Source organism: Cellvibrio fontiphilus (assembly GCF_042646205.1).
GTDB classification, from domain to species: Bacteria; Pseudomonadota; Gammaproteobacteria; order Pseudomonadales; family Cellvibrionaceae; genus Cellvibrio; species Cellvibrio fontiphilus_A.
In genome coordinates this window covers 660,748-684,918 of record NZ_JBHRTF010000004.1, presented here as the reverse complement: position 1 = coordinate 684,918, position 24,171 = coordinate 660,748, and the positions used below count along the sequence as shown (strand labels likewise).

Genomic DNA, 24,171 nt, shown 5'->3' with positions numbered 1-24,171 from the left:
CTATTCAAACGCGCCACCATCATTCACAACACGCCCGCCCGCCGCGCCAGCTGGGCGCTTAGCGCTATTCTCAGATTGTATTATCAATAATAAATCGTTAATCTTCTTTGATCTTTTTGCTTATCTGGACGACAAAAATAATGGCGCTTCTCGACCGCAACTTCAATCTTTCACAACGCATGGTACAAGAGCTGGGCCGCACGATTATCTGCGGTGAATTCAGTGACGACAGCCTGCCCACCGAAGCCGAACTTTGTGAAAAATTTGGCGTGAGCCGCAGCGCCGTGCGCGAAGCCGTAAAAATGCTTTCCGCCAAAGGGCTTATCTCCAGCAAACCGCGCCAGGGCATTCGCATTCAACCGGAAGACCAATGGAATATTTTTGACCCGGATTTATTGCGCTGGACACTGGAGAGCCGCCCCACCCTCAAAGTGCTGAAAGAATTTTTACAAGTGCGCATCGCCATAGAACCTGAAGCTGCGTCACTCGCCGCACGTTACGCCGATGACAAAAAAATCGATGCCATCGAACAAGCGCTGGAGCGCATGCGCAACGCCGATGAAAACAGCAAAGAAGATCTGGAAGCTGATATCGCTTTCCACGTCAGCATTCTTTACGCCAGCAATAACCGCTTTTACATTCGCCTGCGCGATTTCATTTCCACCGCCCTGCGTGTGAGTATCAGCCACACCAGCCCAATCAAAGGCAACCACGACGGCATAGTGGAAGACCACGCCAAAGTGTTCAACGCCATCAAAAACCGCAACCCCGAACGCGCCAAACAATCCATGCTCGCGCTTATCGACGAAGCGCTGAATTTTATTGAAGATGAAATTGTGAAGCAGGAAAGTGCGAAATAATTTTTACTCGACATATTGAAACGCAAAAAGGCAGAACGCGAGTTCTGCCTTTTTTGTTTTGCCATTTTATTTTTTACATTTTGCTTTTTATTTTCACTTTTTCATATTGATGGAAAATTTTTCATCCCTAAAAATAGACAAGAAAAACTAAAATATTTACCCGTTTTTTCACGCCATCAGAAATTTTTTGTTAAGGCATTCCAAGTTAATCGGGCGCGACTGATATAGTCACTAAAAAAATAGCCCTAATTAACAAGGAACTTCCCATGCAAAAAATACTGCCTTTTTTGTGGATGCTGACATCCATTTTTGCAATACCCGCATTTGCCGAAGACACCAATAGCCGGATAGTAGAAGGTGGCGGCACAGGAAAATTTCCTGCCATCATGAAAGCCGAGGATTCACTCCAAACGCATACGATTTTTCGCCCGCAGGATCTTCAGCATTTCGGCGATAAAAAAACCTTACCTCTTGTTGTTTGGGGTAACGGCGCCTGTTTTGATTCGCCGTTTGAACACGTCAATTTTTTAAATGAAATCGCCTCGCATGGTTTTATGGTTATCGCCATAGGAACAATGCCTAAAGCATCTGGTGAACAAAATAAAGAGCGCTCAACCTCAGCCAAACTTACCGCCGCTATAGATTGGGCCTTTACTCAAAACAGCGACAAAAACAGTCACTATTTTCAAAAAATAAACACCCAAAAAATTGCTGTTGCCGGCATGTCCTGCGGTGGGTTACAAGCACTGGAAGTTGCAGGCGACCCACGCATCACCACCTTAATAGTGGCAAATAGCGGCATTTTTATTGAGCCAATGCGTGGTAATGCCATGCCGATGATGCCGCAACTGGACAAAACCCAACTCAAAAAAATCCACACACCAACTCTCTACTTGCTCGGCGGCCCATCCGATATCGCCTATAAAAACGGTATGGACGATGTAGCGAAAATCAATCATGTGCCGGTATTTGTTGCCAACCTGGATGTGGGCCATGGCGGCACCTATGCCCAACCCTTTGGCGGTGAATATGGCAAGGTCGCCACGGCATGGCTCAACTGGCATTTAAAAGAAGATCAAAAATCCGGGAAACTTTTTAGCGGAAAAACACCCGAGCTATCGACATGGAAAGGCTGGGTTGTTGATAAAAATAATATGAAATAACTGAACGAGGCAGAGTACAAACTCTGCCTCTTTTATTGAAAAAAATATTACATAGTAAATTTTAACTTAGGTAGCATTCTTTTCTGGGGCTCGCTGTAAACCTCCCCTACTTTCAACGCGCCTTTCTTTAAGTAGAAACCTTCAGCGTCCGGGTCAGATATTATATAAAAAGCAGTGATATTCAGCGTTTTACACTCCGCAAGAATTTGTGCAAATACCAGATTCCCATAACCCTTACCAATGGCTTCTGGCAACAGCCAAAAATGATCAAGCTCATCACTATCGCCTTTCACTATGGCGAAGAATCCAATCACTTCTTTATCGTTTAAAATGAGCTTGACTCTATTGCGAACAATATACTCTTCTTCGAATTTTAAATTGGATCGCCATTGCTCCAACTGCTCTTGAGAATAACCCCAATAGCCCTTCGATGAGATTAACGTATCCCGAAGAAGCTCAGCATGTTTTGCTTCGGCATCTATAAAATTGAGCACTTTTTTGTACCTGATGCTAGGTTAACAAGCTGTTTTTAAATGCCATGGCACTAGATAATTGCGAGTGGCGGGCTAATTAAATTAGCGTTTCAGGTGTTGATTTTCTATCGCAGTCGCTTGTTATGTAAAATTATTGGAGAACCACATTAGACTTTAATGTGATTAAACCTGTACCAACTACGATAAGTAAGACACCAGTCAATGCATATATGTCGAATTTTTGTTGCCAAATAAATACTGATGCTATACACACCAGTGCGATTCCTACGCCCGACCAAATAGCGTAAGCAAGTCCAACATTCATGGATTTCAGAACAAAAGCCAAAATCATTCCTGCGATTGAATAGAAAAATATGGCCCCCATTCCAAACCACCACTTCTCCCAACCATTTGATGCCTTTAGCAAAAGGGTGGCTGTTACTTCAGTTAAGATTGCCAAAGTCAAAAATACGTAAATCAATTTCGTAGCTCCTTCTTTTTTATATAACAGTTTATTAGACAGCGTCAGCCGTAATTACCCAGCCACAGATCAAGCTTAGGCGCCGACATTCTGTTTCAAAAGAATAATCGCAGCTCAAAGGCTTAGCTAGCAAGTTCGAGATAGGGAATAGAAAAAACGGCGAATGTATTAAAAGGTGACCGGTTATCGCGTTATAGCGGAAATGTGATTAACCAAGGTGATGTGCTGCAGGGGCAGATTATATAAAAGGAGATGCTGTAAGGTTGAGGGAGGTGGGTATTGCTTTCGCGCTACCCACCCTGCTTTTGAAGGCTTTATTGCACTGGTTTGATTTGGAAACGCTGTCCGTTGCTGTTTAGCCATTGGGCTTGGGCGAAGTTGGTGAAATCTTCCACGCCGCCATGAGCTAAATCGATCACGAGTGTACTTTTGCGGTTGGCGAGTTTTACGGTGCCGTCAGCTAAAAACTCTACTTGCCATTGGGTGTAATCCTCACCGCAATTTGCTAATTCAATATTAGTACCCGGAACGATGGATTTTTTTGCAACGGCAATACACTGCTGCTTATTCACGCTGGATTGAATGTAAAAATAACCTTCCTCGGCAGCAGAAAATTGCCAGCGTTGGTTGGTTTTATTTAACCATTCCTGTTGCGCAATATTGTCACCGGCCGCAACTGTAGCATCTGCTTTATTTTGTACAGTAATGGCTTTACCGCTTTGAATACTGGTGATGGCGTTTTCACCTTGTGGTTGCACCGCCCATTGCGCGCAGGCAGATTTTGGTTCGATAAATTGTGGAATATCCTCCACTGATTTTTGCACTTCTTTTGGCGCAGGCTCTTTGCAATCGGCAAAACGCAACTCTTCCTGGGTTTGTGCATTTACCAATGCAACCCAACCTTTAATGTAAGGTTTGATTTGCCATTGCTGGCACAATTGATTGTGCCAAGGTGCACTGCTCAAACCGGCATTGGTAATTGCGCACTGCTCGCCACCGGCGGTAAGGAATAATCCCTCTGGGGTTACCAAACGGTAATTGCCGTTGGTGGTGTAATCCAGATTCCAGGTCGCGCTGGCATTGTTGCTCGCGGCATCTGCGCAGCTTGCTGCAGAAATTTTTCCGCTGTTATCGGCAACTACACAGGTGTTATCCGCTTTACTTACCAACGACACTTGGGTGCTTTGCACTTTAGTGACGAGCGGGCCGTTTTCACCGGAGGGCGATGTTACAGGCACACCGGCCGCCACTGGCTCACCAAAATTGGGTGTGCCGTCTTCATTCCAGGTAAATTTTTGTGCGCGCACTGAGCGAGTGCTGGTGCAACCTTCCAACTCGCTGGCGTTGCCGTGATAAATAATCCAATCCTCGGTGCCATCGGGCGATTTGAAGAAACCGTTGTGGCCTGGGCCGTATACGCCGTTGGCTTTGCTAAATACCGGCTTATCAAATTTATGCCAGGATTCCACTTTTAACGGGTCATCGCCCACCAATTCCACCAAGCCCAATTTGTAGTCCGGGGTATTACAAAAACTCGCGGAATACACCATGTAGGTTTTGCCATTGCGTTTTAACATTTCCGGGCCTTCATTCACTTTCATGCCGGAAAATTCCCAGTCGTATTCGGGGCGAACAATTTTTACGCGCTCACCTTCTACCGTCCAGGGGTTGCTCATTTTGGAAATCCAAATGGTTTGTTCATCGCCCACCCACTGCGACCAGAGCAAATACAATTGGCCCTTGTGTTCAAAATAATTGCCGTCGATATTCCAAATATCGGGCATGGGTGAACCTTTGTAGGTGTAAGGGCCAAGTGGATCATCGCCGTAACTTTCAATCACACTCAAATGTTGGCGATCAAAATTTTCCGCAATGCCCGAGGTGTACATCACATACCAACGCGGGCCTTTGGGGGTATTCAGGCGATGGAATTCAAATGCCCAAAAATTACAGCAGCGGCCCAAATCACTTTCTGACCAGATATTAATGGGTGTTGCTGTTGCCAGCCCCGCGAGTGTTGGCGATTTACGCATTACCAACTGCGAGGTCCAGGTAGTGGTAGTTAAATAATAATTGCCTTCAAAATATTCCAACCAAGGGTCGGCACCGTTGGGGAAAATCGGGTTGATAAAGCTATTCACCATTTGCTGGGCGCTAGGGCCATTAGCCGGTTGGCTTGCAACCGATGTTTGTGCCGCAGGCGCCGCACTTTTTTCAGCGGGCGCCGCCGTTTCTTTACCGCAGCCAATCAGCATGGCGGGTAACAACATCAGGGATAATAGTTTTTTCATGGTACCTCTCTCACATTTACATTTTTAATTTTTTGATCGTAGGTTGGAAAAGCGCAGCGACTTCCGACTTAAAACGTAATATCAATCTGCATTCATTTTTTGGAAGCCAATCTGCATTCATTTGTCGGAAACCAATCTGTGTTTATTTGTCGGAAACCAATCTGTGTTTATTTGTCGGAAACCAATCTGTGTTTATTTGTCGGAAACCAATCTGTGTTTATTTGTCGGAAACCAATCTGTGTTTATTTGTCGGAAACCAATCTGTGTTTATTTGTCGGAAACCAATCTGTGTTTATTTGTCGGAAGTCGCTGCGCTCTTCCAACCTACGTTGAACCTTATTTCAACGCCATCACAAAGCCTGCACTTGGCCGCAGGGTAATTGTGTATGGGGTTTTGCTATTAATTTCTTGTTGTATAAAACTGCGCTCGCTGTCGCCACTCGCAATCACAATGCCGGTTTTGTCACCGATAAACCCTAAATCCAGATTCAAGGTTTTATTTTCTTTTTCCGCATTAATACCAGCGACATACCAAACCTCACCCGCACGGCGCGCAATCACGGCGTACTTTCCGGGGAAACCGTCAATAAACTTCACCTCGTCCCACTCGCGCGGCAATTCTTGCAAAAAGGCTTTTACATATTCCGGTGCAGTGGCCATGCCTTCGGGAATTTCGGCAAAGTGTTGGATGCCGGAAATCATGAGCACAGCTTCGGCCAACTCAAATGAATTTTCAGTGACCCGTTTAATATTGGGAATATCGCCAAAGGCCATGGGCGTGTAATCCATTGGATCAAACACATTGCGCGCAAATAATGACATTACAACGTGTGCGGCCACCGGATCCTGGTTTTCCTGGGTAAAGGTGGTAAATTCAAAACCTTTGATAGACTCCATCGTCATTAAATTGGGATAAGTGCGCTGCCATCCGCGTGGCAGAGTGGCACCGTGAAAGTTCAGCAACAAACCATGGGCCGCTGCATCCGCCATAATGTCGTGGTAATAGGCCATCATGGATTGCCCATCACCGGCAAAAAAATCGATTTTTAAACCCTTTACACCAATAGCTTTCAACTGCGCAAATACCGCTTGGCGCTGCTCATGAGTGAGCAATTCGCTTTTAGGGCTGTAGGGGGTTTCATTCCAACTGCCCGATGAGTTGTACCACACCAGAATGCCAATATTTTTCTGCGCGGCGTACTCAACCAATTCTTTCAATTTTTCCATGCCGATTTTTTTATCCCAATCGGCATCAATCAAGGTGTAGTCCCAGTGCATCTCGGCGGCGTAGTCGATAAATTTTTTCTGCACCTCAAAGGTGGTGAAATCATCTTTTAAAATCGCCCAGCTCCAGGAGGAGTGACCGGGTTGGATAATATTTTTATCCAGCGCAATTGCAGGCTCGGCAACATCGGTGCCTAGTGTGGATTCCATAATGCGCGGCAAATCGCCTATCGCGAGAATGCGCCAGGGGGAAATTAAATCACCATTGCTATTGGCAAGCAGTGCGCCTTTTTCGCCATTGGGTGCGATATAAATTTCCGGTGCTTGTGGTGTGGCAATCTGATATTCACCCTTGGGGGATTCGTGATGCAAACGCGAGGCGTGCCAATCGCGGTTTACTCCTACTTCCGACAGAAGAATCCAGTTATCGCCGTTGTTAAATAACGCGGGAAATGCCCAACCTGCTCCCAGGGTGGATGGTGTACCCACCGGGATATCCATTTGGTAATGCTCTTCATAGGAGGGGTTGGTATTACTCCAACCGGTTTGTGAAACCGACATAGGTTGCAACCAGGCGCGCGCCGTTTCTGGCAGTTGGAAACTGGTGGTTTCTTTCACAAATTCTTTGCGTTTGATGGATGGGTCATTCACCGCATAGCGAAAGGCAACGCCATCATCCGATACACGAAAGGTCAGAATTAACTTTTGTTGCTGTGCATTCAGGATAGAAAACGTTTGCTCATTGGCGCTGTAGTGAATCTTACTTTTTTTGCCAACACGCAAGCTGTACTCATCACTCACCGGAGTGATGGCTGAACGCGACTCAATAGCAACACCCTGGGTGAAATCTGCAGCGGTTAATTGCAAACCTAAATCTGATGGCAGAAGCACCGGCTGCGCCGCGCGATCCACCGAATAAGCCAGTGTATTTTGCTCGGTAACAAACACCTTCACACTCAGGTTACCATCGGGACTGGCAAGGGTTTCTGGCGCCTTTTGACTGCAGGCAGCACCCAACACACTCACGCCCGTCACAAGCAACACACTGGCTATTTTTTTCATTAAAACACTCCATTTATATTTTGTCGGTTGGAAAAACACAGCGCCTTCCGACTGCTTTTAAAAAACTGTCGGAAGGCCTTACTTCACATCAGGTGTCGGAAGTCGCTGCGCTCTTCCAACCTAGGTTTATTTATTTCAGGCGCGTCAGGGTAAATTGCTGATTGGTTGCCCCTGTTGCATTCCACTGAATAATTTGTGCACCGTTAGCCGTGCTTAAATTCAACACGTCGAGTGGTAAATTACTCAGCTGCGAGCGAATGGTGTAATAACCACTGCTATTGGTCAGGCTCCACTTCTGCCCTGCCCCACCCCAATAATCCCACTGCGAAATATTGGCGCCCGCGGCTGTGGAATTGTTGTACACATCCAAACTTTTCAAACTACCTGCGTTGATCAGGCTGTAATAACCCGTGCCCTGGTTAATCACATACCACTGTTGTGCGCGATAGGAATTCCAAGTCTCTTGCTGGATCATCGCGCCATTGGCGGAGGATTTAGCGGCGGGCAATAGATCCTTGTTACTGTGACGCGCGGTGATGCGATACAAACCATCACTCACTCCACCACAACTGGCGATTGAAAAATTGCGGGTCAGTGTTGGCCAGCCGTTGCTGTAAGTCATTTTTAAAAGGTCTAACTTGGCATTGCCGTTATCGTTCAGGTCGTAATAGTGAATGGAGGTGTAATTACAGCCGTCCTGTTTTAACAAACCAATATGGCCGGGGCCTTTGTATTTTCCATCCACATTCGGCAGCAGTGTGCGCACATCGGTGTAAGGGCCGTAAATAGAGGTTGAGCGCGCAACCTGCACGTAATAAGTGCTATTGGAACCTTGGCAGCAAGCGCCGCGATTAATGAACAGGTAGTAATAATCGCCATTGCGCGAAATATAAGGCGCTTCAATATCGGCGTGATTGCCACCGTAAACTTTGGTCACACTGCCATTTAATTTGCCGGTGCTCTGGTTAATTTCAGCAAGGCCGATGCCGCCAAAAAATGAACCGTAACTCATGTACACCTTGCCGTCGTGATCGCGGTACAGCGCCGGGTCAATCGCATTAATTTCACTGCTGCCACCCCAGGACTCCACCACCACACCCAGGTCTTGCCAGCTGGGCGAGGTGAGCGATGCGCTGCGCGCCACACCAATCGCCGACACCGACGTGCCAAAGGTGGATACCGAGTAATAGAGGTAGTAGTAGCCGTTCATGTGGATCACATCCGGCGCCCAGAAGGAGCCTGTGAAACCCGGGATTTTGCTGTAAATCCAGCTGGGGTAAGTGCTAAATACCGGCGCTGGGCCACCCGTCCAGGTGGTGAGGTTGGTCGATGTGGAGTACCAAATACCGGTGCCCGTAGTGAAATGAAAGTAGGTATTACCATCCTTAATAATCGCGCCCGGATCATGGGAATTGGTCAATCCGGAAAGCGTAATGGCCGAAGCCGCCAAGCTGCAAAGCCAAAGGCCGACACCGGCCAGAAGTTGCTTGTACATAGTGATCACCTGTTCGTTATTGTTAGCAGGGTTATTAATGGTATTGTCTTAATATTATAAGACAATTTGATTTTACCCATAAACTCACTTTCAGGCCAAGCGCTTTAGGGGGTCTTTACACTTGTGGGGTAGATGGGTAACAACGGTGACCGGGCAATCAAAATCACTGGGTAAAATCTGCAAATGGGCTTTTGGTTGTAAACACATCCGATAAAGGACTAACATTAGTCCACCCGATTAAACTATGAGCAACGCGCCATGCAGACAATCAACATTCACGATGCAAAAACCCAGTTTTCCAAGCTAATAGAAGCCGCTTCCCAGGGTGAACGGGTAATTATTGCCAAAGCCGGAAAACCGGTAGCCGAGCTGGTCGCCATTGAAAATGCACCGCCCCCCCGCAAGCCCGGTTCGCTAAAAGGAAAAATTAAAATCGCCGAGGATTTTGATGCACCACTACCAGATGAAATTGTGGATGCCTTTGAGGGAAATTAATGCGTATTTTATTGGACACCCATATCTACTTATGGTGGCTAACCGATAGCCCCAGGCTTTCTGCTAGCGCAAAGGACACCATCAAAAATGCAACAGCGGTTTATATCAGCAGCGCCTCCATCTGGGAGGCGGGAATTAAAATTGCTACCGGCAAGTTGGAGGCTAATATCGAAGAGCTTATCGACAGCATCAAACCCAACGGCTTCATCGAACTCCCCATTTCGGCAGCGCACGCAAAACAAGCCGCACAATTACCTGATATTCATCGCGACCCATTTGATCGAATGCTGGTTGCACAAGCCACCTGCGAACCATTGCGACTACTGACGGCAGATATACAGCTAACAAAGTATTCCGAGCTGGTTGATTTAGTGTAATCAGCACTTGTTATAACTTTGTTGACACCCATTAATCACCGTGAAACACTGTAGCAACACTGTAATAACGGAGATAGCCATGCTCACCCAGATCAGAAAAATCGGCAATTCCGCTGGAGCCATTATTCCCTCCAGCCTACTCAAGGAATTGAAGCTTCGCGAGGGCGATAGCGTAGACCTTTCTGTGGTGGATAATTACATCGTCATCAAACCCACCAATACAAAGCCCAAATACACACTCGACGAGCTATTAAATAAATGCAATCCAAACGCGCCTAAAAATAAGGAGCTGGATGCTTGGGAAAAAATCAAACCAACAGGGAATGAAATTTAATGCCAGTATTTGATAAAGGAGATATCGTTCGCGTTTGTTTAAACCCAACCGAAGGTAAAGAAACCCAAGGCGATTTTCGCCCCTGCTTGGTGCTCTCGCCCAAAGCCTTCAATAAACTCGGTTTAACCCTAATCGCCCCAATAACCCAAGGCGGAAACTTCGCTCGTATTGAAGGCTTTGCTGTGCCATTAATTGGCAGTGGTACAGAAACCCAAGGCGTAGTTTTAGTTAATGGCGTTAAGTCACTCGACCTTGTTGCACGCAAAGCAGTCAAAATTGAAAAGGCTCCGCAGATAATAATCGATGAAGTTACAGCGATTTTGATGGCGATTATTGAATAATATAAACCTCATATCACCAACAAAAACGCCCTGCACTTTTCAGTGCAGGGCGTTTTTTTATGCGAGCAACAATTTACTTAACTGACAATTTAAAAATGGTGCGGGTTTTATATTGCTCACCAGGGCGCAGCACAATCGAGGGGAATTGTGGCTGGTTGATAGAATCCGGGTGGTGCTGTGGCTCCAGGCAAAAACCGCTGCGTTTTTGGTAGGTGACACCTTTACCGGTTAGTGAACCATCCAAAAAGTTACCGGAGTAAAACTGCACGCCCGGCTCTTTGGTAAATACCTCCAGTACGCGGCCTGACGTTTCTTCTTCAACGCGTGCGGCCAGAGTTAATTCTTTGTAGGTTTTTTGGTTAATAATAAAATTATGATCGTAACCAAGGCCGTTGTGGATTTGTTCGTGATCCGCATTAATAAATTCACCGATTAAACGCGGCGCACGGAAATCAAACGGCGTTCCAGCAACTGGCATGGGCTCACCTACCGGAATTGCCGCTTGGTTTACCGCGTTAATATGATCGGCAAAAATTTGCGCTTTGTGGTTGAGAATAGTGGCGCCAGCTTCAGTACCAATACCCGCCAAATTAAAATAACTGTGCTGGGTGAGGTTGACCGGTGTGGCTTTATCGGTAGTGGCAACACAATCCACAATCAATTCATCCTTATGGGTAAATTGATAAGTCACAGTCACGTTCAAATTACCGGGGAAACCCTGATCGCCGTCTTCACTTAATAAATGCAATTTCAGCATCGGGCCATTGGCGTCTTGTGCGGTGGTTGCACTCCACACTTTTTTATCAAACCCTTGAGGGCCGCCGTGCAGATTATTGGTGCCGTTGTTGGCGGTTAATTGGTAAGTCTCCCCGTCCAAGGTAAATTGCGCATTGGCAATGCGGTTGCCCACACGACCAATAATTGCACCAAAATAAGGGCCAACTTTTAAATAGGGGTCAAGCGAATCAAAACCTAATACCACATCGGCCAGAGCGCCTTTTTTATCGCGCATATGCCACTCGGTAATGATGCCACCCAGCGTGATAATTTTAATCTTGCTGCCAAGGTTATTGGTCAGCGTAAATTCAGTAACCGCTTCACCAGCGGGTGTAGTGCCAAATAATTTTTGGCTAATCGCGTTATTTGCCGATGTATTTTCTGTAGTTGTAATGGATGTTGTCATAGGTGCTGTCTTAACTGCAGTTGCAGGCTTGTTAATTGTTTCAGTGGTGGATGCGTTAGGCATGGTAAGTTGGGATTCAACCCCCTGCGCTCAGGGCGCAGGGTTTGTTGGCAGGGGTGCATCGGGTTTGTCCTGACCAAAATCAGGGAAGCCTTCTGCAGTCCATTCCAGCGGGCGAATATAGGTGTGGCGATTGGGGTCAGACAAAGGCGAACCCTGCAGCGCCATATAATTGCGCGCATGATATACCAGCACATCGGTTTTACCATCATCTGCCAGCGTAAAACTGTTATGGCCGGGGCCAAAACGTTTTAATTTTTCGTTAGTGAAAAAAATCGGTGTGGGTGATTTTTGCCAGGAATTTTTATCCAGCAAATTGGCATCCACATCGGCCCAAACCAAACCAACGGCGTAGCGATGGTCAGTGGCACTCGCGGAGTAACTGATAAAAATTTTGCCATTGCGAATAATTACCGCCGCACCTTCATTCACCTTGTAACCCTGAATTTCCCAATCCAATGTCGGGCGAGTAATTTCCACTTCCAGCTCACCCACCTGGGTGGGCGAATCCAGTGTCGCCAAATAAAGCGCAGAGTTCATGGTGCCCTCTGGGTCGCGCTGCGCCCAGACTAAATAGCGCTGACCCTTGTGCTCAAATACCGTGGCATCGAGCGAGAAAGAATCGCGCGCGGTTTTTACCAAACCCAGCTCTTTCCATTCACCTTGCATTGGATCGGCAGACTCATTGGCGAGCACATACATGCGAATGCTGCCGCCCACACCTTTTTCACCCGCCGCAAAATAGATGTACCAGGTATTGTTAAAACGATGAATTTCCGGCGCCCAAATATTTTCGCTCATGGGGCCGGACTCGCGTTTCTCCCACACAGTGACTTCTTCTGCCGTGGCTATGCCCTGCAGCGAACTCGCACTGCGCAATTGGATGCGATCAAAATTCGGCGCCGTTGCAATAAAGTAATAATGTCCGGACTCAGTGCGATAAATATGTGGGTCAGCACGCTGGGGCACTAGCGCAGCCGGTACATCGGTTGGGACTTCCGCGTTAATTTCACTCGCCGTTTGCGGCGCACTTGCAGCTGCTGACTTACTGGCGGCAGCATCTGACGTGTTTGCTGGCGCACCGGGTTCACCACAAGCAACCAATAAAGTACTGCCCAAAGCCAACAACGCGATACGCAAACGGTGGAGAGACAAAAGCGGGAATGCTTGCGACTGAATATTCATGGATGATTCTCCTGTGCACGGCTTTACACCGGTTAACTGTTATTCTTGATGGAATAATATTATATTACATATTGAGAGAAATCGACCTATAAGAGAGTTAACTATGGTAAACACAAGCCTCCCCAACCTTTTTCACCGCAATCTTTTCCAGCGGACGACAACCCGCCTGCGCCTTACCATAACTGGCTTAGTGTGCAGCGCTGCCCTGCTTCTGGCGGCGGGTGTCACCCAGGCCAAACAAGTCGATGTGCACGACCCGGCAATGGCGCGTGAAGGCGACACCTGGTATCTGTTCAGCACTGGCCCCGGCATCACCATTTACAGCTCCAAAGACAAGATCAATTGGACCTTTTCCGACCGCGCTTTTGCCGACCAACCCACGTGGGCAAAATCAGTCGCCCCCGGATTTAATGGCCACCTCTGGGCGCCGGATGTTGTCGAACATAACGGCCAATTTTATTTGTATTACTCAGTGTCTGCCTTTGGCAAAAACACCTCGGCGATAGGCGTTACGGTTAATAAGACGCTGGACCCAAAATCACCTGATTACCGCTGGGAAGATAAAGGCATAGTGATTCAGTCTGTGCCCAACCGCGACAACTGGAACGCGATAGACGCCGCCGTTATTTTTGATGAAGAAGGCCAAGCCTGGATGAGCTTCGGTTCTTTTTGGAGTGGGTTAAAAATCTTCAAATTAAATAGCGACCTCACCCGCCCCGCCGAACCACAGGAATGGCACAGCATTGCGCGCCGTGACCAAGTGCCTGCCGGCACCGAGGCTAACGCCGGCCCCGGTGAAATTGAAGCGCCATTTATTCTGCGCAAAGGCGATTACTACTATTTATTTGCCAGCTGGGGACTCTGCTGCAAAGGCAAGGACTCCACCTATCACTTGGTAGTAGGCCGCTCCAAAAACGTCACCGGCCCCTACCTTGACCGCGCCGGCCGCGACATGAACCAAGGCGGTGGCAGCCTGTTATTACTCGGTAATAAAAACTGGATCGGCCTCGGCCATAACAGCGCTTATTCGTGGGACGGTAAAGAGTATTTAGTCCTGCACGCCTACGAAACCGCCGATAAATACCTGCAGAAATTAAAAATCATGAATATCAGCTGGGACAAAGAAGGCTGGCCAATGGTTGACCCCAAAGAGCTGGAAACTTATCAAAGCAAGCGGGTGAAATAGTGGTTTGGTTAATAACTTTTTAACCCTAGTCCCCACTGGTTATTAGTTTTAACTCTTTGTTTACCCCTGCTGAAAGGTCTAGTCTTTTAGGTTGTGAAGGACTGGATATTTCAGTGGGGGTATTTATGAAACCGGGCAAACCAAATCAAGATGCCGCGAGCCATGCAAAATGGTTGCGGGAGGAGCAGGGGGAAACGGCGCGGGAGTTGGCGGAGTTGATGCGGCTGGCGCAGGAGATGGGCCGGCGTTTGTGTAACGAAACCCATGGCGATATGTACGACGAAGTGCGTTTGTTAATGTCGCTACTGCACCAGACCCGTGCCCAAGCGGATTTGATTGATGCGCAATTAAATTCTGCTGATCCTATCGCGGATTTGCTGCAACGGCGGCAGATGAACCAGTAAAAAATTAGCCTTAATTAATAAAAAAAACCGGTGCGAAAAAAGCACCGGTTTTTTATTGTGGCTCAGCGTCACCCGCTGCAATTACACGATAAACAACACCATTAACTACGCCTTTAATTACACTTTCAAATACAACCAAATGACTTGATAGGCGCCGAGCTTAATGGGCTTGCTGAAATCAATAACAAAGGGGTTGTGTTCGATTAAATCTGTCACTTCGCGCGCAGGTAATAGGTTATGCAAAATATCGGCACTGATAGATTGCTCCAGCGCACTGAAATTACAGATTGCCAATAAGCGCTCGCCATTTTCTGCCATGCGTAAATACGCAAAACAGTGATCATTACCGGTGCGCAAAATTTGTGTACTGGCATTGCCAAATACCGGATGTTTTTTACGCGCCGCAATCAATTTGCGCAGGCCTACATTTACCGCATATTGTGGCGTGCCGGTTTGGTGCGCGAGGTTTAATGCCTCCTGGGTGATAAGCGGGCGATTTACCCAGCGTGCGTCATGCACTTTGTGTGGGTCGGCCTGGAAGCTGTAATCATTGAGCATTGCCAGTTCATCGCCTGCGTAGAGTAACGGCACACCACCGATGCTTAAAATCACGCTGTTTAACAGCAGGATGCGTTTGATTGCCAAAGCAATTAATTCCGGTGAATTGCGCTCCAGCGCTTGCTGTAAACCAGCGAGTGATGCGAGTGAACCACACACACGGCAATCGCCATTTTCCGGGTTCTCCTGAAACCCCAAGCCCAGTGCAAATGAACCTTCAAAACGGCCGGTGTAAAACTGATTTAAAAACAAACGGTGGTTGTAACCGTTAATGCCCAAATGGGCGGCGTCGCCATCATCAAATGTCCAGCCAATGTCATCGTGACAGCGCACGTAATTTACCCAACTGCAATGCGGATTAATTTCAAAACGGTGACTTAAACTCTGGGTAATCAAACGTGTTTTTTGGGTGGCCAAACTATTCCACAGCAGTGCCATTAATAGCGGGTTGTAAGAGAGCTGGCATTCGTTAGGTGCGATGTATTTGACCACCTCGTCCGGGTGCACAATGGCTTCGGATTTAAACACCACTGCCGGTGCGACAATTTGCAAACAGCTATTAAAGGCTTTGATCAGCGCGTGGGCTTTGGGGCGATTTTCACACACTGTGCCCAAGTCTTTCCAAATAAACGCCAGCGCATCGAGCCGCAGCGAATCGCAACCGAGATTAGCGAGGAATAACATTTCATCCACAATCGCGCGGAATACTGCCGGGTTGCCGTAATTGAGATCCCACTGGAAATTATTAAAGGTTGTCCAGACCCATTTATCGATATCGGGTAAATAACTAAAACTGCCACGGCGCACACTGGGGAAAATTTCACGCAGGGTTGCATCGTATTGATCGGGCATACGGCGATCATCAAACATTAAATAATAATCCTGATATTCACTGTCGCCCGCGCGCGCCGCTTTAGCCCAAGCGTGGTCATCCGCCGTATGGTTGAACACAAAATCCAACACCAGGCTGATACCTTCATCACTTAAGGCTTCAGCCAGACGCTGCAAATCCTTGGTGGTGCCCAAGGTGGGGTTCACGCAGCGATAATCCGATACCGCGTAGCCACCATCGCTATCACCCTCGGGGGATTTATACAGCGGCATCAAATGCAAATAGGTCAGGCCCAATTCTTTAAAGTAGGGAATTTTTTCAAGCAAGCCGGCCAGATCGCCGGCCATTAAATCGACGTAACAGGCCATGCCCAGCATCTGTTCGGATTTGTGCCAGAGCGGGTCTGCCAAGCGCTGTTTGTCTTTCTTTTTCAGGCGCGCTTTGCGCTGGGAAAAATTACTGGCGAGGGTTTCCACTAATTGCTGCAGGTGATAATGCAAATCGTAGTGTTTGTCATAGACCTGCAATAACAAGTCAAACAGGCTGGGAAAATGCTGCTCCACGCGGGACAAAAATAATTTGTGATCCGTTTTGTTCAAAAAGGATAAATCGATAGCCGCCAGAATACGGGTTAAACATTTTTTGCTTTCGTTGGTTGGGTTATGGGGGTTGTTGGTGGGCATGTGTTTATATTGGCTCATAGTGTCGTCCCGACTATAAATTTATACAGCGGCTATTGCAGACTTTTTATTTGACGCAGCAAGTTAGCACTTGAATCAGTATAGACAGGGCAACAGAGATTGCCGCCCCAAACGCGGGAGACTTGGCACCAATAAAAACGCCAGCGCAGTTATTGACTGGCTGGCGTTTTTTATTTTTCAAAAGCGAAAACTTTATAACTTTTTAATTAACACTGAAAATGTTAGTCAGCAGATTACACGCGGCGGCGCAGCAAACCTACGCCCAAGCCGCCCAGTAACAGCAATACCAAGGCGGAGGCTTCAGGCACATGGGCTGGGCGATGAATCTCTACAGTGAAATCATCCATACCCCAGCTGACACCCCAATCGGCAAGGCTGTTGTAGATAAATAATTGGTCTATACCAGCCCAATCCAATTGCACCCACGTCGGGCCATTGGGGGAAACCTGAAAACTATCCTGTGATGAGTAGACCAACACACCATCCAACCAGCCTTCAAACGCCAGTTCTTGTTCAAAAAAATACGAACCGAACCAGGCGCCGATAACATCAAATGTACCGGCACCCGCCAAATCGATGGATGACCAGGCACCGTAGGCATTAAACGCGATGTTGCTGCCGGAGACTACCGCCGCATCCAAACCGGTGCCGGGGTAATCGCCACCGGCCAAGGCGCCAATCACATTCCAATTAAAACCGGCGTAACCATCGCTGATTTGTGCGAAGGATTCATCGCCCAAATCATCAAAATCAATAACGGCTGCGCTGGAGGATTGCACCATCAGTATCAGTAATAAACTGGTGATAATTGTTTTGAATTTGTTACTCATGTTGTAGTTACCTAATGTGAAGCGCGGGTGATAAACCGCACTGCGGATTTATCACCCAAGGCTTATGAATGTTCAGGGATTAAAATGCCAGGCTTTGGATTTGGGTATCGCTCAGGTTGGTTTCATAAATTCGCAAATCATCCATAGCGCCTTTGTAGGGAATATCCCACCAGTTAACACCGAGCGAAAAAATGCCATTGGCGTTAGTGAAAATATTCGGGAAGTTAACGCCGCTGAATTTTTTCACGCCATTCACATACACATTGAGCGCGCCGTTATTCACACTAAAGGCCAGGTGCGACCATTGGTTAACCGGAATATTCATACCCAAGCCCGCGTCGTACCAAGCGGTGCCCGACCAAAGCATGGTGTTGCCGTTTACCCAACCGTGGCCCATGGGCAGCAGACTGATCCAGGCATCACCGGTGCGTGCACCAAAGAAGGTAGTGGTAAAGGCAGTCAATTCTGCGGGCTTTAACCACAGCGACACTGTGTATTTGTTGCTGCTGATAATGCCGTTGGGCAAACGCACACCGGTATTGCCATCAAACACGGCAGCCGCACCTTTTACACCGCTGGTGTAACTGAGGTTGCCGCCCAGCCAATCGATGCGCGCACCGCTCACAGTGCCCGCCGCTAACACACCGGTGGAGTCAGCCAAATTATTATCAAACGCATAGTGCGCAATTAATCCACCCATGGATTTTTCACGCACCACCACCACAAAACTTTTGGTGGCGATTGTTGTGCCTTTTTTGATACTGGCGGTGAGTGTGACCATTGCATCGCCCGCACCATTTTCCGGCCGAGTGGCAACACCCGTGGTGCTCACTACGGCGGGGTTGGACGAGACCCAACTAATACTGGCGTTGCGTGCACCCTCGGTGGGCAAACTCATATTGTTAGTAACGGCCGAGGTATCGCCCAGGGTTAATTCGGCTTTGATGGCATTCACGATTTGCAAATCCGTGCGCTTTAATAATTTGCTGCCGTAAATCGCCACACCTTGATTGGATAACGCCGAGAAGGTCAGAGTGTAGGCTTTTGCGGTTTCATCCCACTGGTTTACCAATACCCCTCTGAAAGTTGGTGCACCGGTTAAATTAATTTCTACCTGATTATCACCCACCAATAACCAACTGCCCGTCGCTGCGCCAGTCACTGTGCCATTGGTATTCAAGCTAATGTATTGGGATTTTTTAATCGCGGCCGAAATATCTTTGCCATGATTCACCAGCAAATAATCACCCACCACAAAATCACGGCGCACAGTGCCGAGTGTTTCATTGGCATAGCGATAAGGCGCAACCACTGGCCAACCATCGGCATTCATAAACAATTGATGCACGCGAATTTCATGGGCCTCACCGCGCGCGGGGAAACGGCTGTGGAAAATTAAAAAATATTTTCCACTGGCCGCATCGTAATACGCGGAGTTGTGGCCGGGCGATACATAACCTGTACCTATGCCGGTGCCCACTTCACCCAACTTACGTTCAAACAAAAAATTGCCCATGATTTTTACACCAAAGGGCGCGATGCTCGCATCGTCAAAAATTGGCAAAGCCGGGTTGGATTTCACCGTCGCCATATTGTTGCCCTGGGCATCGTAGTAAGGGCCGTCCGGCGCCGTCGCACGCGCTACACGCATGTTGTAACCACCTACGGCATCCAAGCCACCAAAGGAGGTGAACATATAGTAGTAATTGGTGTGCGGGCTGTAGAGCACATAAGCGCCTTCAATCCGGCTGTGATTGCCGCCCATTAAGTGTTTGCCATAACCCTGGTTGGGCAGAGGCTTTCCGGTTTGCGGGTCGAGTTTGAGAATAAAAATACCGCCGGAATAAGAGCCGTAAATCATCCACAAATTGCCTTGGGCATCGTAGAAGGTATCCGGGTCAACCGCGTTAGGGTGTTTGCGCGCGTCATAGATAGTGCCGTCCTCACTGGGCAAACCCCACATGCCGGACTTGAGGAAAATGCCTTTATCCACATAAGGCCCTTCCACTGAATCCGCCACCGCCAGCCCCATGGCTGAACGCGGTGCATCGCCGCGACAGGCGTTGTAATACATGTAGAACTTGCCATCGGCGAGCTGGATAACATCTGCCGCCCACAGGGTATTGCTCTCCGCCCAACTAAAGGTCGCTGCCAACTCGGTAACCACATTGGTAAACAGCGGGTTTTGCGGGCTAACGCCATCGGCAATCGATGTCCACTTGAGCAAATCCGGCGACTTGGCCGCCGCCAAATGCGAGCCAAACACGTAGTAATCGCTATTTACACGAATCACCGAAGGGTCATGTACTGACGCATTTAAAAAGCTGGGGGCAGTGACCGGCGCCAACTGCGCCTGCGCAGTCATACCGGTTAACAAACTACCCAGCGCACAGGCCGAAGCCAACAAGGCCGCCAAACGCCGGGATTGGGGTCGGATCAATTTCATCGGTTTCTCTCCAGTCTAAATAAGTCATTATGATTATTTCGCTCTTATGTCAGACAAAACCAAAAACCAGGCGTACAGAAACCCCACCAGCGAATAAATCGCCAGTAAAAAACTGCTTGTTATCTGTACAAAAAAGGAGGTTTTTGGGTAAAACGATATAAAAGCTTTATTTTTATAGCTGGATCAGTGTGTCACGGGCGAAAACAACTATCAATAATAATTTATTATTATCTTATAATTTATGGTTTTTAAGGGAAGGGGTTTTTAGAGCGGATTCAAGACCAAAAAAAGAATAAGAATAAATCGCCGCAGCCACTTATACCGGCTGGTTGCGTACAAGGATGCAAATTGAGAGACTGTGCGAAAGATGTACGACTTGTAGGGCAACAATATGCAAACACTCAAACAAATCATCCATGAAGTTGCTGACCAGCTTCCAGAACAAGCAACGTTAACGGATGCTATTTACTCGCTTTATGTGCGTCAAAAATTAGCAGAAGGACTAAGCGACCTGGATGAAGGAAGAACCTACACCCAAGAAGAAGTTGAACAGAAATTCCTAATTACTAACAATTAATTTTAAGGACAAGAACAAGGATGAAGGTTATTTGGTCCGCAAGGGCGGTGATGGATCTGGAAGATATCCAAGCTTACATTGCCAAAGACAATGCTTCATACGCACCAGTATTTGCCGCACGACTGTTAAAAGCCACACGCCACCTGCCCGAGTTTCCCCTAAGCGGCAGAATTATGCCTGAAGCTCAACAATCCGATATTCGTGAGCTACTTTTTCAGGATTATCGAATTGTTTACCGTGTAACAACAAAACAAATAGAAATAGTGATGGTGGTGCATGGAAGCCGCAATCTGGAAAATTTGATTGTATAAAGCGCTAGCTTGCTATATCAGTTCAAATAATTTCGTGCCTTTTTATTCCCACCACTTCACTTCAACACTTCCGCCTGCAGCGGAAAATTCATTGCACAACCTTCTACAAAATCTTTCACTTTTCCTTCGTAATAAAGGTCGCCTTTATGTTGACCGGGCTGATTGGCCGCGAGCGGAGGAAATGCGCCGTAGCCGGCGAGTAGGCAGTGCCAGGAGGCAGAATTAAAAGCGGGTTTTATTTTGCGCTGAGCCAGTTCTGCATCCAGATCACCGCAGCGATACCAGACATCCAGAATTTGCAGCAGTGATTCAGGCAAGTGTTTATTCTCGCGGTTAGCGCGCCAGTAATCGCTGCCGAAGGCATTATTCACACCGCGGGTATTTAATTTGTAGTGGGCGATGATGTAATCGCGCACACCTTCAAAATGATTATTCACTTTGCGATTAAAGTCATCGCGACCGGCGCACGTAAATTGGTGCTGATCCAGTGCATCCATTAGCGCTTCAATGGTGAGCTGCACCAAATGCAATGCCGTGGCTTCCAGCGGTTCGATAAAACCCTGCGACAAACCCAAACCAATACAATTGTGCGACCAGTGTTGCGCCAATTGTCCAACCCGCATTTTTAAATGGCGACATTCCTGCGCAGATTCAACCATACCTATATGCGCGCGAAATTCTGCCTCGGCTTGATCGGCGCTGATAAATTGGCTGCTGTAGACATAGCCATTACCCGTGCGATGGGCAAGCGGAATTTGCCAGCACCAACCGGCACTTAATGCCGTTGAGCGGGTTTCCACGGGCGGGTTAGTTATAGCTGCCGTGGGCATAACCACGGCGCTGTCGTTAAATAATTGATGCTGATAAGAATTAAACGGCACCGCCAATGCTTTTTGCATGAGCAAAGAGGCAAAACCAGTGCAGTCGATGAAAAAATCGCCGGCAATTAAATCGCCCGCCTCCGTTTGCAGCGCGGTAATTTCACCGCGATCATTGCGCAGAACTTCCGCCAGTTTGGCTTGATGGTGAATAACACCGCGGCTGCTGGCAACTCCCGCTAAATAACGCCCGAGTAATTGCGAATCAAAATGGTAACCGTATTCCATTTGAAACGGAAAATTGGCCGGTGCAATAGGCACTTTACCCTGCCGCGCCAATTCGCCGTTGATAAAAAATTTTTCCGGGTCGGTGATCACATCCAAGCCTAAACGCCGCGTGCGGCAGTTGGTAAAAAATGCACGCTCGTTAAATACATCGGGCTGGGAATAAAAGGGGTGTGAATAATTATTGATACCAGACGCCGGGCTCCAATCAACAAAACGAATATTGGCTTTGTAGGTGGCGTGGCACTGGGGCATCCACTCTTGCTCTGGCAATTCCAAATAATGAAAGAAGCGTTTGAGTGAAGGGGTTGATCCTTCACCCACACCAATAATTGGAATTTCCGGTGATTCCATGAGCGTGATTTGCACCTGCGCCGGCGTCCAGCGTTTGGCAAATAAATTGGCCGCCATCCAGCCCGCCGTGCCGCCCCCTAAAATCACAATACGCAGTGGCTTATCCACTTTTTTTCACTCCGGTGTATTGCTGCAAAAACGCATCGTGTGTTGGCAATTGCTCCAGCGGTTTGCGTTTGGCGGTGGCGATGCGCTCAAGCATTTGTTGCAATTCATTTGCTGCCGGAATATCCGCACTGGGGTGATAATCGCGCGGCATAATGCCCTGCCCCATCATGACTTGTAACCAGGACGAATCCAGAAAAATATCGCCCGGATCATTCATCACTGTACCTGTATCGCGGAAGAGCGCCATTTTATGTGCAAGGCGATCGGGGATGGGCATGTTGCGCAGGTAGCGCCAGAATTCACTGTCATCGCGCTCGGTAAGGCGATAGTGCAAAATAATAAAATCGCGCACGGTTTCGTATTCGTGTTTTGAATCGCGATTGTATTCATCTACCTGTGCCTGACTGATGCCGGCGTTGGGGAAGTGTTTCATCAAACGCACTATGGCCGATTGAATTAAATGAATACTGGTGGATTCCAGAGGCTCCAAAAAGCCGCTGGACAAACCCACTGCAATCACATTTTTATTCCACTGCTGCAAGGTGCGGCCTGTTTTGAATTTTATGGGTTTGGGTTCTGCCAGTGCAGTGGAATCCAAATTATTCAGCAAGGTACTGCAGGCTTCGTCATCACTTAAATATTGCGAGCTGTAGACCAACCCATTGCCATTGCGATGGGTGAGCGGAATGCGCCACTGCCAACCCACTTTGTGCGCAATCGAGCGAGTATACGGCAAGGTTTTTTCAAACCGTTCCGAGGGCACCGCCAAGGCGCGATCCGCTGGCAGCCAGTGGCTCCAATCTTCATAACCGGTGTGCAGTGCACCTTGAATTAACAGGCCGCGCATTCCACTGCAATCGATAAAAATATCGCCATTGATTTCACTGCCATTCTCCATGCGCAGTGATTCCACAAAACCCGAGTCAGGGTTGAGCTTTACTGATGCAATTTTTCCTTCTGTACGTTTTACGCCGGCCTGCTCACTGAGTTTACGCAGATAGCGGCCGTAAAGTGCCGAATCAAAATGGTAGGCGTAAGGCACTTGATAAAAACTATCTTTGGAATCGAACTTACCAAACACCCCCGCTTCACAGCAGAGATAATTTAAATCGTATTCCCAAATGGATTTATCCAAGCCCAAGCTGCGACCACGCAACCAGGCATGTTGGAAGGGGCTGAAACCAATCGTGGCTCCCGGCGCACCAAAGGTATGGTAGTAACTGTGGCCTTGTTGTTTCCAGTTATCAAAACGAATCGCCATTTTGATAGTGGCGTTAGTCTCGCGCAAAAATTCGGGCTCATTCAAACCCAGCACTGAATTGAAGGTTTGAATGGGGGGAATAGTCGCTTCGCCTACACCAATAATGCCGATTTCTTCCGACTCAACCAGTTCAATGTCCACCCGTTGCTGCAGCACTTTTTTTAACAGCGCTGCACTCATCCAACCGGCGGTGCCGCCGCCGGCGATAACAATTTTTTTGATGGGATTATTCATTGTATTCACAGGGCCTTATCAGGATTGTGCCGGTTTTTTGATTTGTTTTACGGGCGTTTGCTTGGTTTAAGATAGCTGTTTTTAAAACGAATGAACAACTTATCCTGCACTCGTTTATTTAACACTTATAAAAACTTTTTACGCTGCCTAGGGAGCAGACAGAAAAAAACCTCACAGATTGCTCTGTGAGGTTTTTGGACTAACTAACACAATAAAATCACTACCAAAATAAACTCACTACC

22 protein-coding genes are annotated in these 24,171 nt (G+C 47.7%); 10 read left to right on the top strand and 12 right to left on the bottom strand.

The genetic code is table 11. The annotated features are described in order from the left end of the window. Positions 1-140: 140 nt before the first annotated feature. Positions 141-860 (top strand): FadR/GntR family transcriptional regulator, encoded by a 720-nt coding sequence (locus tag ACFODX_RS11545; protein WP_324257982.1) that lies wholly within the window; start codon positions 141-143, stop codon positions 858-860. 266 nt (positions 861-1,126) lie between these two features. Then, entirely contained in the window at positions 1,127-2,023 is an 897-nt protein-coding gene (locus ACFODX_RS11540; RefSeq protein ID WP_378119223.1) for a poly(ethylene terephthalate) hydrolase family protein, read from the top strand. Between the two features lie 47 nt (positions 2,024-2,070). Here ACFODX_RS11540 and ACFODX_RS11535 read toward each other — a convergent pair whose 3' ends face one another. The 5 genes from ACFODX_RS11535 to ACFODX_RS11515 all read right to left on the bottom strand — a co-directional run bounded on the left by ACFODX_RS11535 (position 2,071) and on the right by ACFODX_RS11515 (position 9,049). Next, entirely contained in the window at positions 2,071-2,517 is a 447-nt protein-coding gene (locus ACFODX_RS11535) for a GNAT family N-acetyltransferase (protein WP_378119221.1), read from the bottom strand. Between the two features lie 130 nt (positions 2,518-2,647). Beyond that, entirely contained in the window at positions 2,648-2,977 is a 330-nt protein-coding gene (locus tag ACFODX_RS11530) for a DMT family transporter (protein WP_378119219.1), read from the bottom strand. 314 nt (positions 2,978-3,291) lie between these two features. Then, a complete protein-coding gene (locus ACFODX_RS11525; RefSeq protein WP_378119217.1) occupies positions 3,292-5,268 on the bottom strand; it encodes a family 43 glycosylhydrolase in 1,977 nt (658 codons plus the stop codon). Positions 5,269-5,604: 336 nt separating this feature from the next. Continuing rightward, positions 5,605-7,554 carry a glycoside hydrolase family 97 protein gene (locus ACFODX_RS11520; protein ID WP_378119215.1) on the bottom strand — a complete coding sequence of 650 codons (1,950 nt, stop codon included), beginning with the start codon at positions 7,552-7,554 and terminating at the stop codon, positions 5,605-5,607. A gap of 130 nt (positions 7,555-7,684) precedes the next feature. Further along, on the bottom strand, positions 7,685-9,049 hold the full coding sequence (locus tag ACFODX_RS11515; RefSeq protein WP_378119213.1) for a family 43 glycosylhydrolase: 1,365 nt from the start codon (positions 9,047-9,049) through the stop codon (positions 7,685-7,687). A 258-nt stretch (positions 9,050-9,307) separates the two neighbouring features. Between ACFODX_RS11515 and ACFODX_RS11510 the strand changes: the two genes are divergently transcribed. The 4 genes from ACFODX_RS11510 to ACFODX_RS11495 all read left to right on the top strand — a co-directional run bounded on the left by ACFODX_RS11510 (position 9,308) and on the right by ACFODX_RS11495 (position 10,596). Further along, positions 9,308-9,544, top strand: coding sequence for a type II toxin-antitoxin system Phd/YefM family antitoxin (locus ACFODX_RS11510; RefSeq protein WP_378119211.1), 237 nt, complete (start codon positions 9,308-9,310; stop codon positions 9,542-9,544). Then, positions 9,544-9,921 (top strand): type II toxin-antitoxin system VapC family toxin, encoded by a 378-nt coding sequence (locus ACFODX_RS11505; RefSeq protein ID WP_378119210.1) that lies wholly within the window; start codon positions 9,544-9,546, stop codon positions 9,919-9,921. The genes ACFODX_RS11510 and ACFODX_RS11505 overlap by 1 nt, the downstream gene beginning before the upstream one ends. 79 nt (positions 9,922-10,000) lie before the next feature. Further along, positions 10,001-10,255 carry an AbrB/MazE/SpoVT family DNA-binding domain-containing protein gene (locus ACFODX_RS11500; RefSeq protein WP_378119208.1) on the top strand — a complete coding sequence of 85 codons (255 nt, stop codon included), beginning with the start codon at positions 10,001-10,003 and terminating at the stop codon, positions 10,253-10,255. Next, entirely contained in the window at positions 10,255-10,596 is a 342-nt protein-coding gene (locus ACFODX_RS11495; protein WP_378119206.1) for a type II toxin-antitoxin system ChpB family toxin, read from the top strand. Before ACFODX_RS11500 ends, ACFODX_RS11495 begins: the two co-directional genes overlap by 1 nt. Before the next feature lie 73 nt (positions 10,597-10,669). Here ACFODX_RS11495 and ACFODX_RS11490 read toward each other — a convergent pair whose 3' ends face one another. Both ACFODX_RS11490 and ACFODX_RS11485 read right to left on the bottom strand, forming a co-directional pair. Next, entirely contained in the window at positions 10,670-11,779 is a 1,110-nt protein-coding gene (locus ACFODX_RS11490) for an aldose epimerase family protein (protein ID WP_378119204.1), read from the bottom strand. Positions 11,780-11,869: 90 nt separating this feature from the next. After that, positions 11,870-13,024, bottom strand: coding sequence for a glycoside hydrolase family 43 protein (locus ACFODX_RS11485; protein WP_378119202.1), 1,155 nt, complete (start codon positions 13,022-13,024; stop codon positions 11,870-11,872). Between the two features lie 103 nt (positions 13,025-13,127). On the opposite strand from ACFODX_RS11485, the gene ACFODX_RS11480 reads away from it, so the two are divergent. Both ACFODX_RS11480 and ACFODX_RS11475 read left to right on the top strand, forming a co-directional pair. Then, positions 13,128-14,210 carry an arabinan endo-1,5-alpha-L-arabinosidase gene (locus ACFODX_RS11480; RefSeq protein WP_378119200.1) on the top strand — a complete coding sequence of 361 codons (1,083 nt, stop codon included), beginning with the start codon at positions 13,128-13,130 and terminating at the stop codon, positions 14,208-14,210. A gap of 125 nt (positions 14,211-14,335) precedes the next feature. Next, on the top strand, positions 14,336-14,614 hold the full coding sequence (locus ACFODX_RS11475) for a hypothetical protein (protein ID WP_378119198.1): 279 nt from the start codon (positions 14,336-14,338) through the stop codon (positions 14,612-14,614). A 117-nt stretch (positions 14,615-14,731) separates the two neighbouring features. On the opposite strand, the gene ACFODX_RS11470 is transcribed toward ACFODX_RS11475, so the two are convergent. The 3 genes from ACFODX_RS11470 to ACFODX_RS11460 all read right to left on the bottom strand — a co-directional run bounded on the left by ACFODX_RS11470 (position 14,732) and on the right by ACFODX_RS11460 (position 19,981). Then, positions 14,732-16,705, bottom strand: coding sequence for an alpha-amylase family protein (locus ACFODX_RS11470; RefSeq protein ID WP_378119196.1), 1,974 nt, complete (start codon positions 16,703-16,705; stop codon positions 14,732-14,734). Between the two features lie 233 nt (positions 16,706-16,938). Beyond that, positions 16,939-17,535 (bottom strand): PEP-CTERM sorting domain-containing protein, encoded by a 597-nt coding sequence (locus ACFODX_RS11465; protein WP_378119193.1) that lies wholly within the window; start codon positions 17,533-17,535, stop codon positions 16,939-16,941. Positions 17,536-17,614: 79 nt separating this feature from the next. Beyond that, positions 17,615-19,981 carry a family 43 glycosylhydrolase gene (locus tag ACFODX_RS11460; protein WP_378119191.1) on the bottom strand — a complete coding sequence of 789 codons (2,367 nt, stop codon included), beginning with the start codon at positions 19,979-19,981 and terminating at the stop codon, positions 17,615-17,617. 391 nt (positions 19,982-20,372) lie between these two features. Between ACFODX_RS11460 and ACFODX_RS11455 the strand changes: the two genes are divergently transcribed. Together ACFODX_RS11455 and ACFODX_RS11450 are read left to right on the top strand one after the other, a co-directional pair. Further along, complete coding sequence (locus ACFODX_RS11455) at positions 20,373-20,558, top strand: hypothetical protein (protein ID WP_378119189.1); 186 nt, start codon at positions 20,373-20,375, stop codon at positions 20,556-20,558. A 20-nt stretch (positions 20,559-20,578) separates the two neighbouring features. After that, entirely contained in the window at positions 20,579-20,869 is a 291-nt protein-coding gene (locus tag ACFODX_RS11450) for a type II toxin-antitoxin system RelE/ParE family toxin (RefSeq protein ID WP_378119187.1), read from the top strand. Positions 20,870-20,925: 56 nt separating this feature from the next. Here ACFODX_RS11450 and ACFODX_RS11445 read toward each other — a convergent pair whose 3' ends face one another. Then, positions 20,926-22,434, bottom strand: coding sequence for a tryptophan halogenase family protein (locus tag ACFODX_RS11445; protein WP_378119185.1), 1,509 nt, complete (start codon positions 22,432-22,434; stop codon positions 20,926-20,928). Beyond that, positions 22,427-23,929 carry a tryptophan halogenase family protein gene (locus tag ACFODX_RS11440; protein WP_378119183.1) on the bottom strand — a complete coding sequence of 501 codons (1,503 nt, stop codon included), beginning with the start codon at positions 23,927-23,929 and terminating at the stop codon, positions 22,427-22,429. The genes ACFODX_RS11445 and ACFODX_RS11440 overlap by 8 nt, the downstream gene beginning before the upstream one ends. Positions 23,930-24,171 lie beyond the last annotated feature (242 nt).

What these genes read in the sequence shown, in the direction of transcription:
- ACFODX_RS11545 (WP_324257982.1), top strand. Translation starts at nt 141, where the DNA reads ATGGCGCTTCTCGACCGCAACTTCAATCTTTCACAACGCATGGTACAA.
- ACFODX_RS11475 (WP_378119198.1), top strand. Translation starts at nt 14,336, where the DNA reads ATGAAACCGGGCAAACCAAATCAAGATGCCGCGAGCCATGCAAAATGG.
- ACFODX_RS11455 (WP_378119189.1), top strand. Translation starts at nt 20,373, where the DNA reads ATGCAAACACTCAAACAAATCATCCATGAAGTTGCTGACCAGCTTCCA.
- ACFODX_RS11510 (WP_378119211.1), top strand. Translation starts at nt 9,308, where the DNA reads ATGCAGACAATCAACATTCACGATGCAAAAACCCAGTTTTCCAAGCTA.
- ACFODX_RS11525 (WP_378119217.1), bottom strand. Translation starts at nt 5,268, where the DNA reads ATGAAAAAACTATTATCCCTGATGTTGTTACCCGCCATGCTGATTGGC.
- ACFODX_RS11540 (WP_378119223.1), top strand. Translation starts at nt 1,127, where the DNA reads ATGCAAAAAATACTGCCTTTTTTGTGGATGCTGACATCCATTTTTGCA.
- ACFODX_RS11505 (WP_378119210.1), top strand. Translation starts at nt 9,544, where the DNA reads ATGCGTATTTTATTGGACACCCATATCTACTTATGGTGGCTAACCGAT.
- ACFODX_RS11470 (WP_378119196.1), bottom strand. Translation starts at nt 16,705, where the DNA reads ATGAGCCAATATAAACACATGCCCACCAACAACCCCCATAACCCAACC.
- ACFODX_RS11480 (WP_378119200.1), top strand. Translation starts at nt 13,128, where the DNA reads ATGGTAAACACAAGCCTCCCCAACCTTTTTCACCGCAATCTTTTCCAG.
- ACFODX_RS11485 (WP_378119202.1), bottom strand. Translation starts at nt 13,024, where the DNA reads ATGAATATTCAGTCGCAAGCATTCCCGCTTTTGTCTCTCCACCGTTTG.
- ACFODX_RS11490 (WP_378119204.1), bottom strand. Translation starts at nt 11,779, where the DNA reads ATGACAACATCCATTACAACTACAGAAAATACATCGGCAAATAACGCG.
- ACFODX_RS11460 (WP_378119191.1), bottom strand. Translation starts at nt 19,981, where the DNA reads ATGAAATTGATCCGACCCCAATCCCGGCGTTTGGCGGCCTTGTTGGCT.
- ACFODX_RS11515 (WP_378119213.1), bottom strand. Translation starts at nt 9,049, where the DNA reads ATGTACAAGCAACTTCTGGCCGGTGTCGGCCTTTGGCTTTGCAGCTTG.
- ACFODX_RS11450 (WP_378119187.1), top strand. Translation starts at nt 20,579, where the DNA reads ATGAAGGTTATTTGGTCCGCAAGGGCGGTGATGGATCTGGAAGATATC.
- ACFODX_RS11495 (WP_378119206.1), top strand. Translation starts at nt 10,255, where the DNA reads ATGCCAGTATTTGATAAAGGAGATATCGTTCGCGTTTGTTTAAACCCA.
- ACFODX_RS11500 (WP_378119208.1), top strand. Translation starts at nt 10,001, where the DNA reads ATGCTCACCCAGATCAGAAAAATCGGCAATTCCGCTGGAGCCATTATT.
- ACFODX_RS11440 (WP_378119183.1), bottom strand. Translation starts at nt 23,929, where the DNA reads ATGAATAATCCCATCAAAAAAATTGTTATCGCCGGCGGCGGCACCGCC.
- ACFODX_RS11520 (WP_378119215.1), bottom strand. Translation starts at nt 7,554, where the DNA reads ATGAAAAAAATAGCCAGTGTGTTGCTTGTGACGGGCGTGAGTGTGTTG.
- ACFODX_RS11465 (WP_378119193.1), bottom strand. Translation starts at nt 17,535, where the DNA reads ATGAGTAACAAATTCAAAACAATTATCACCAGTTTATTACTGATACTG.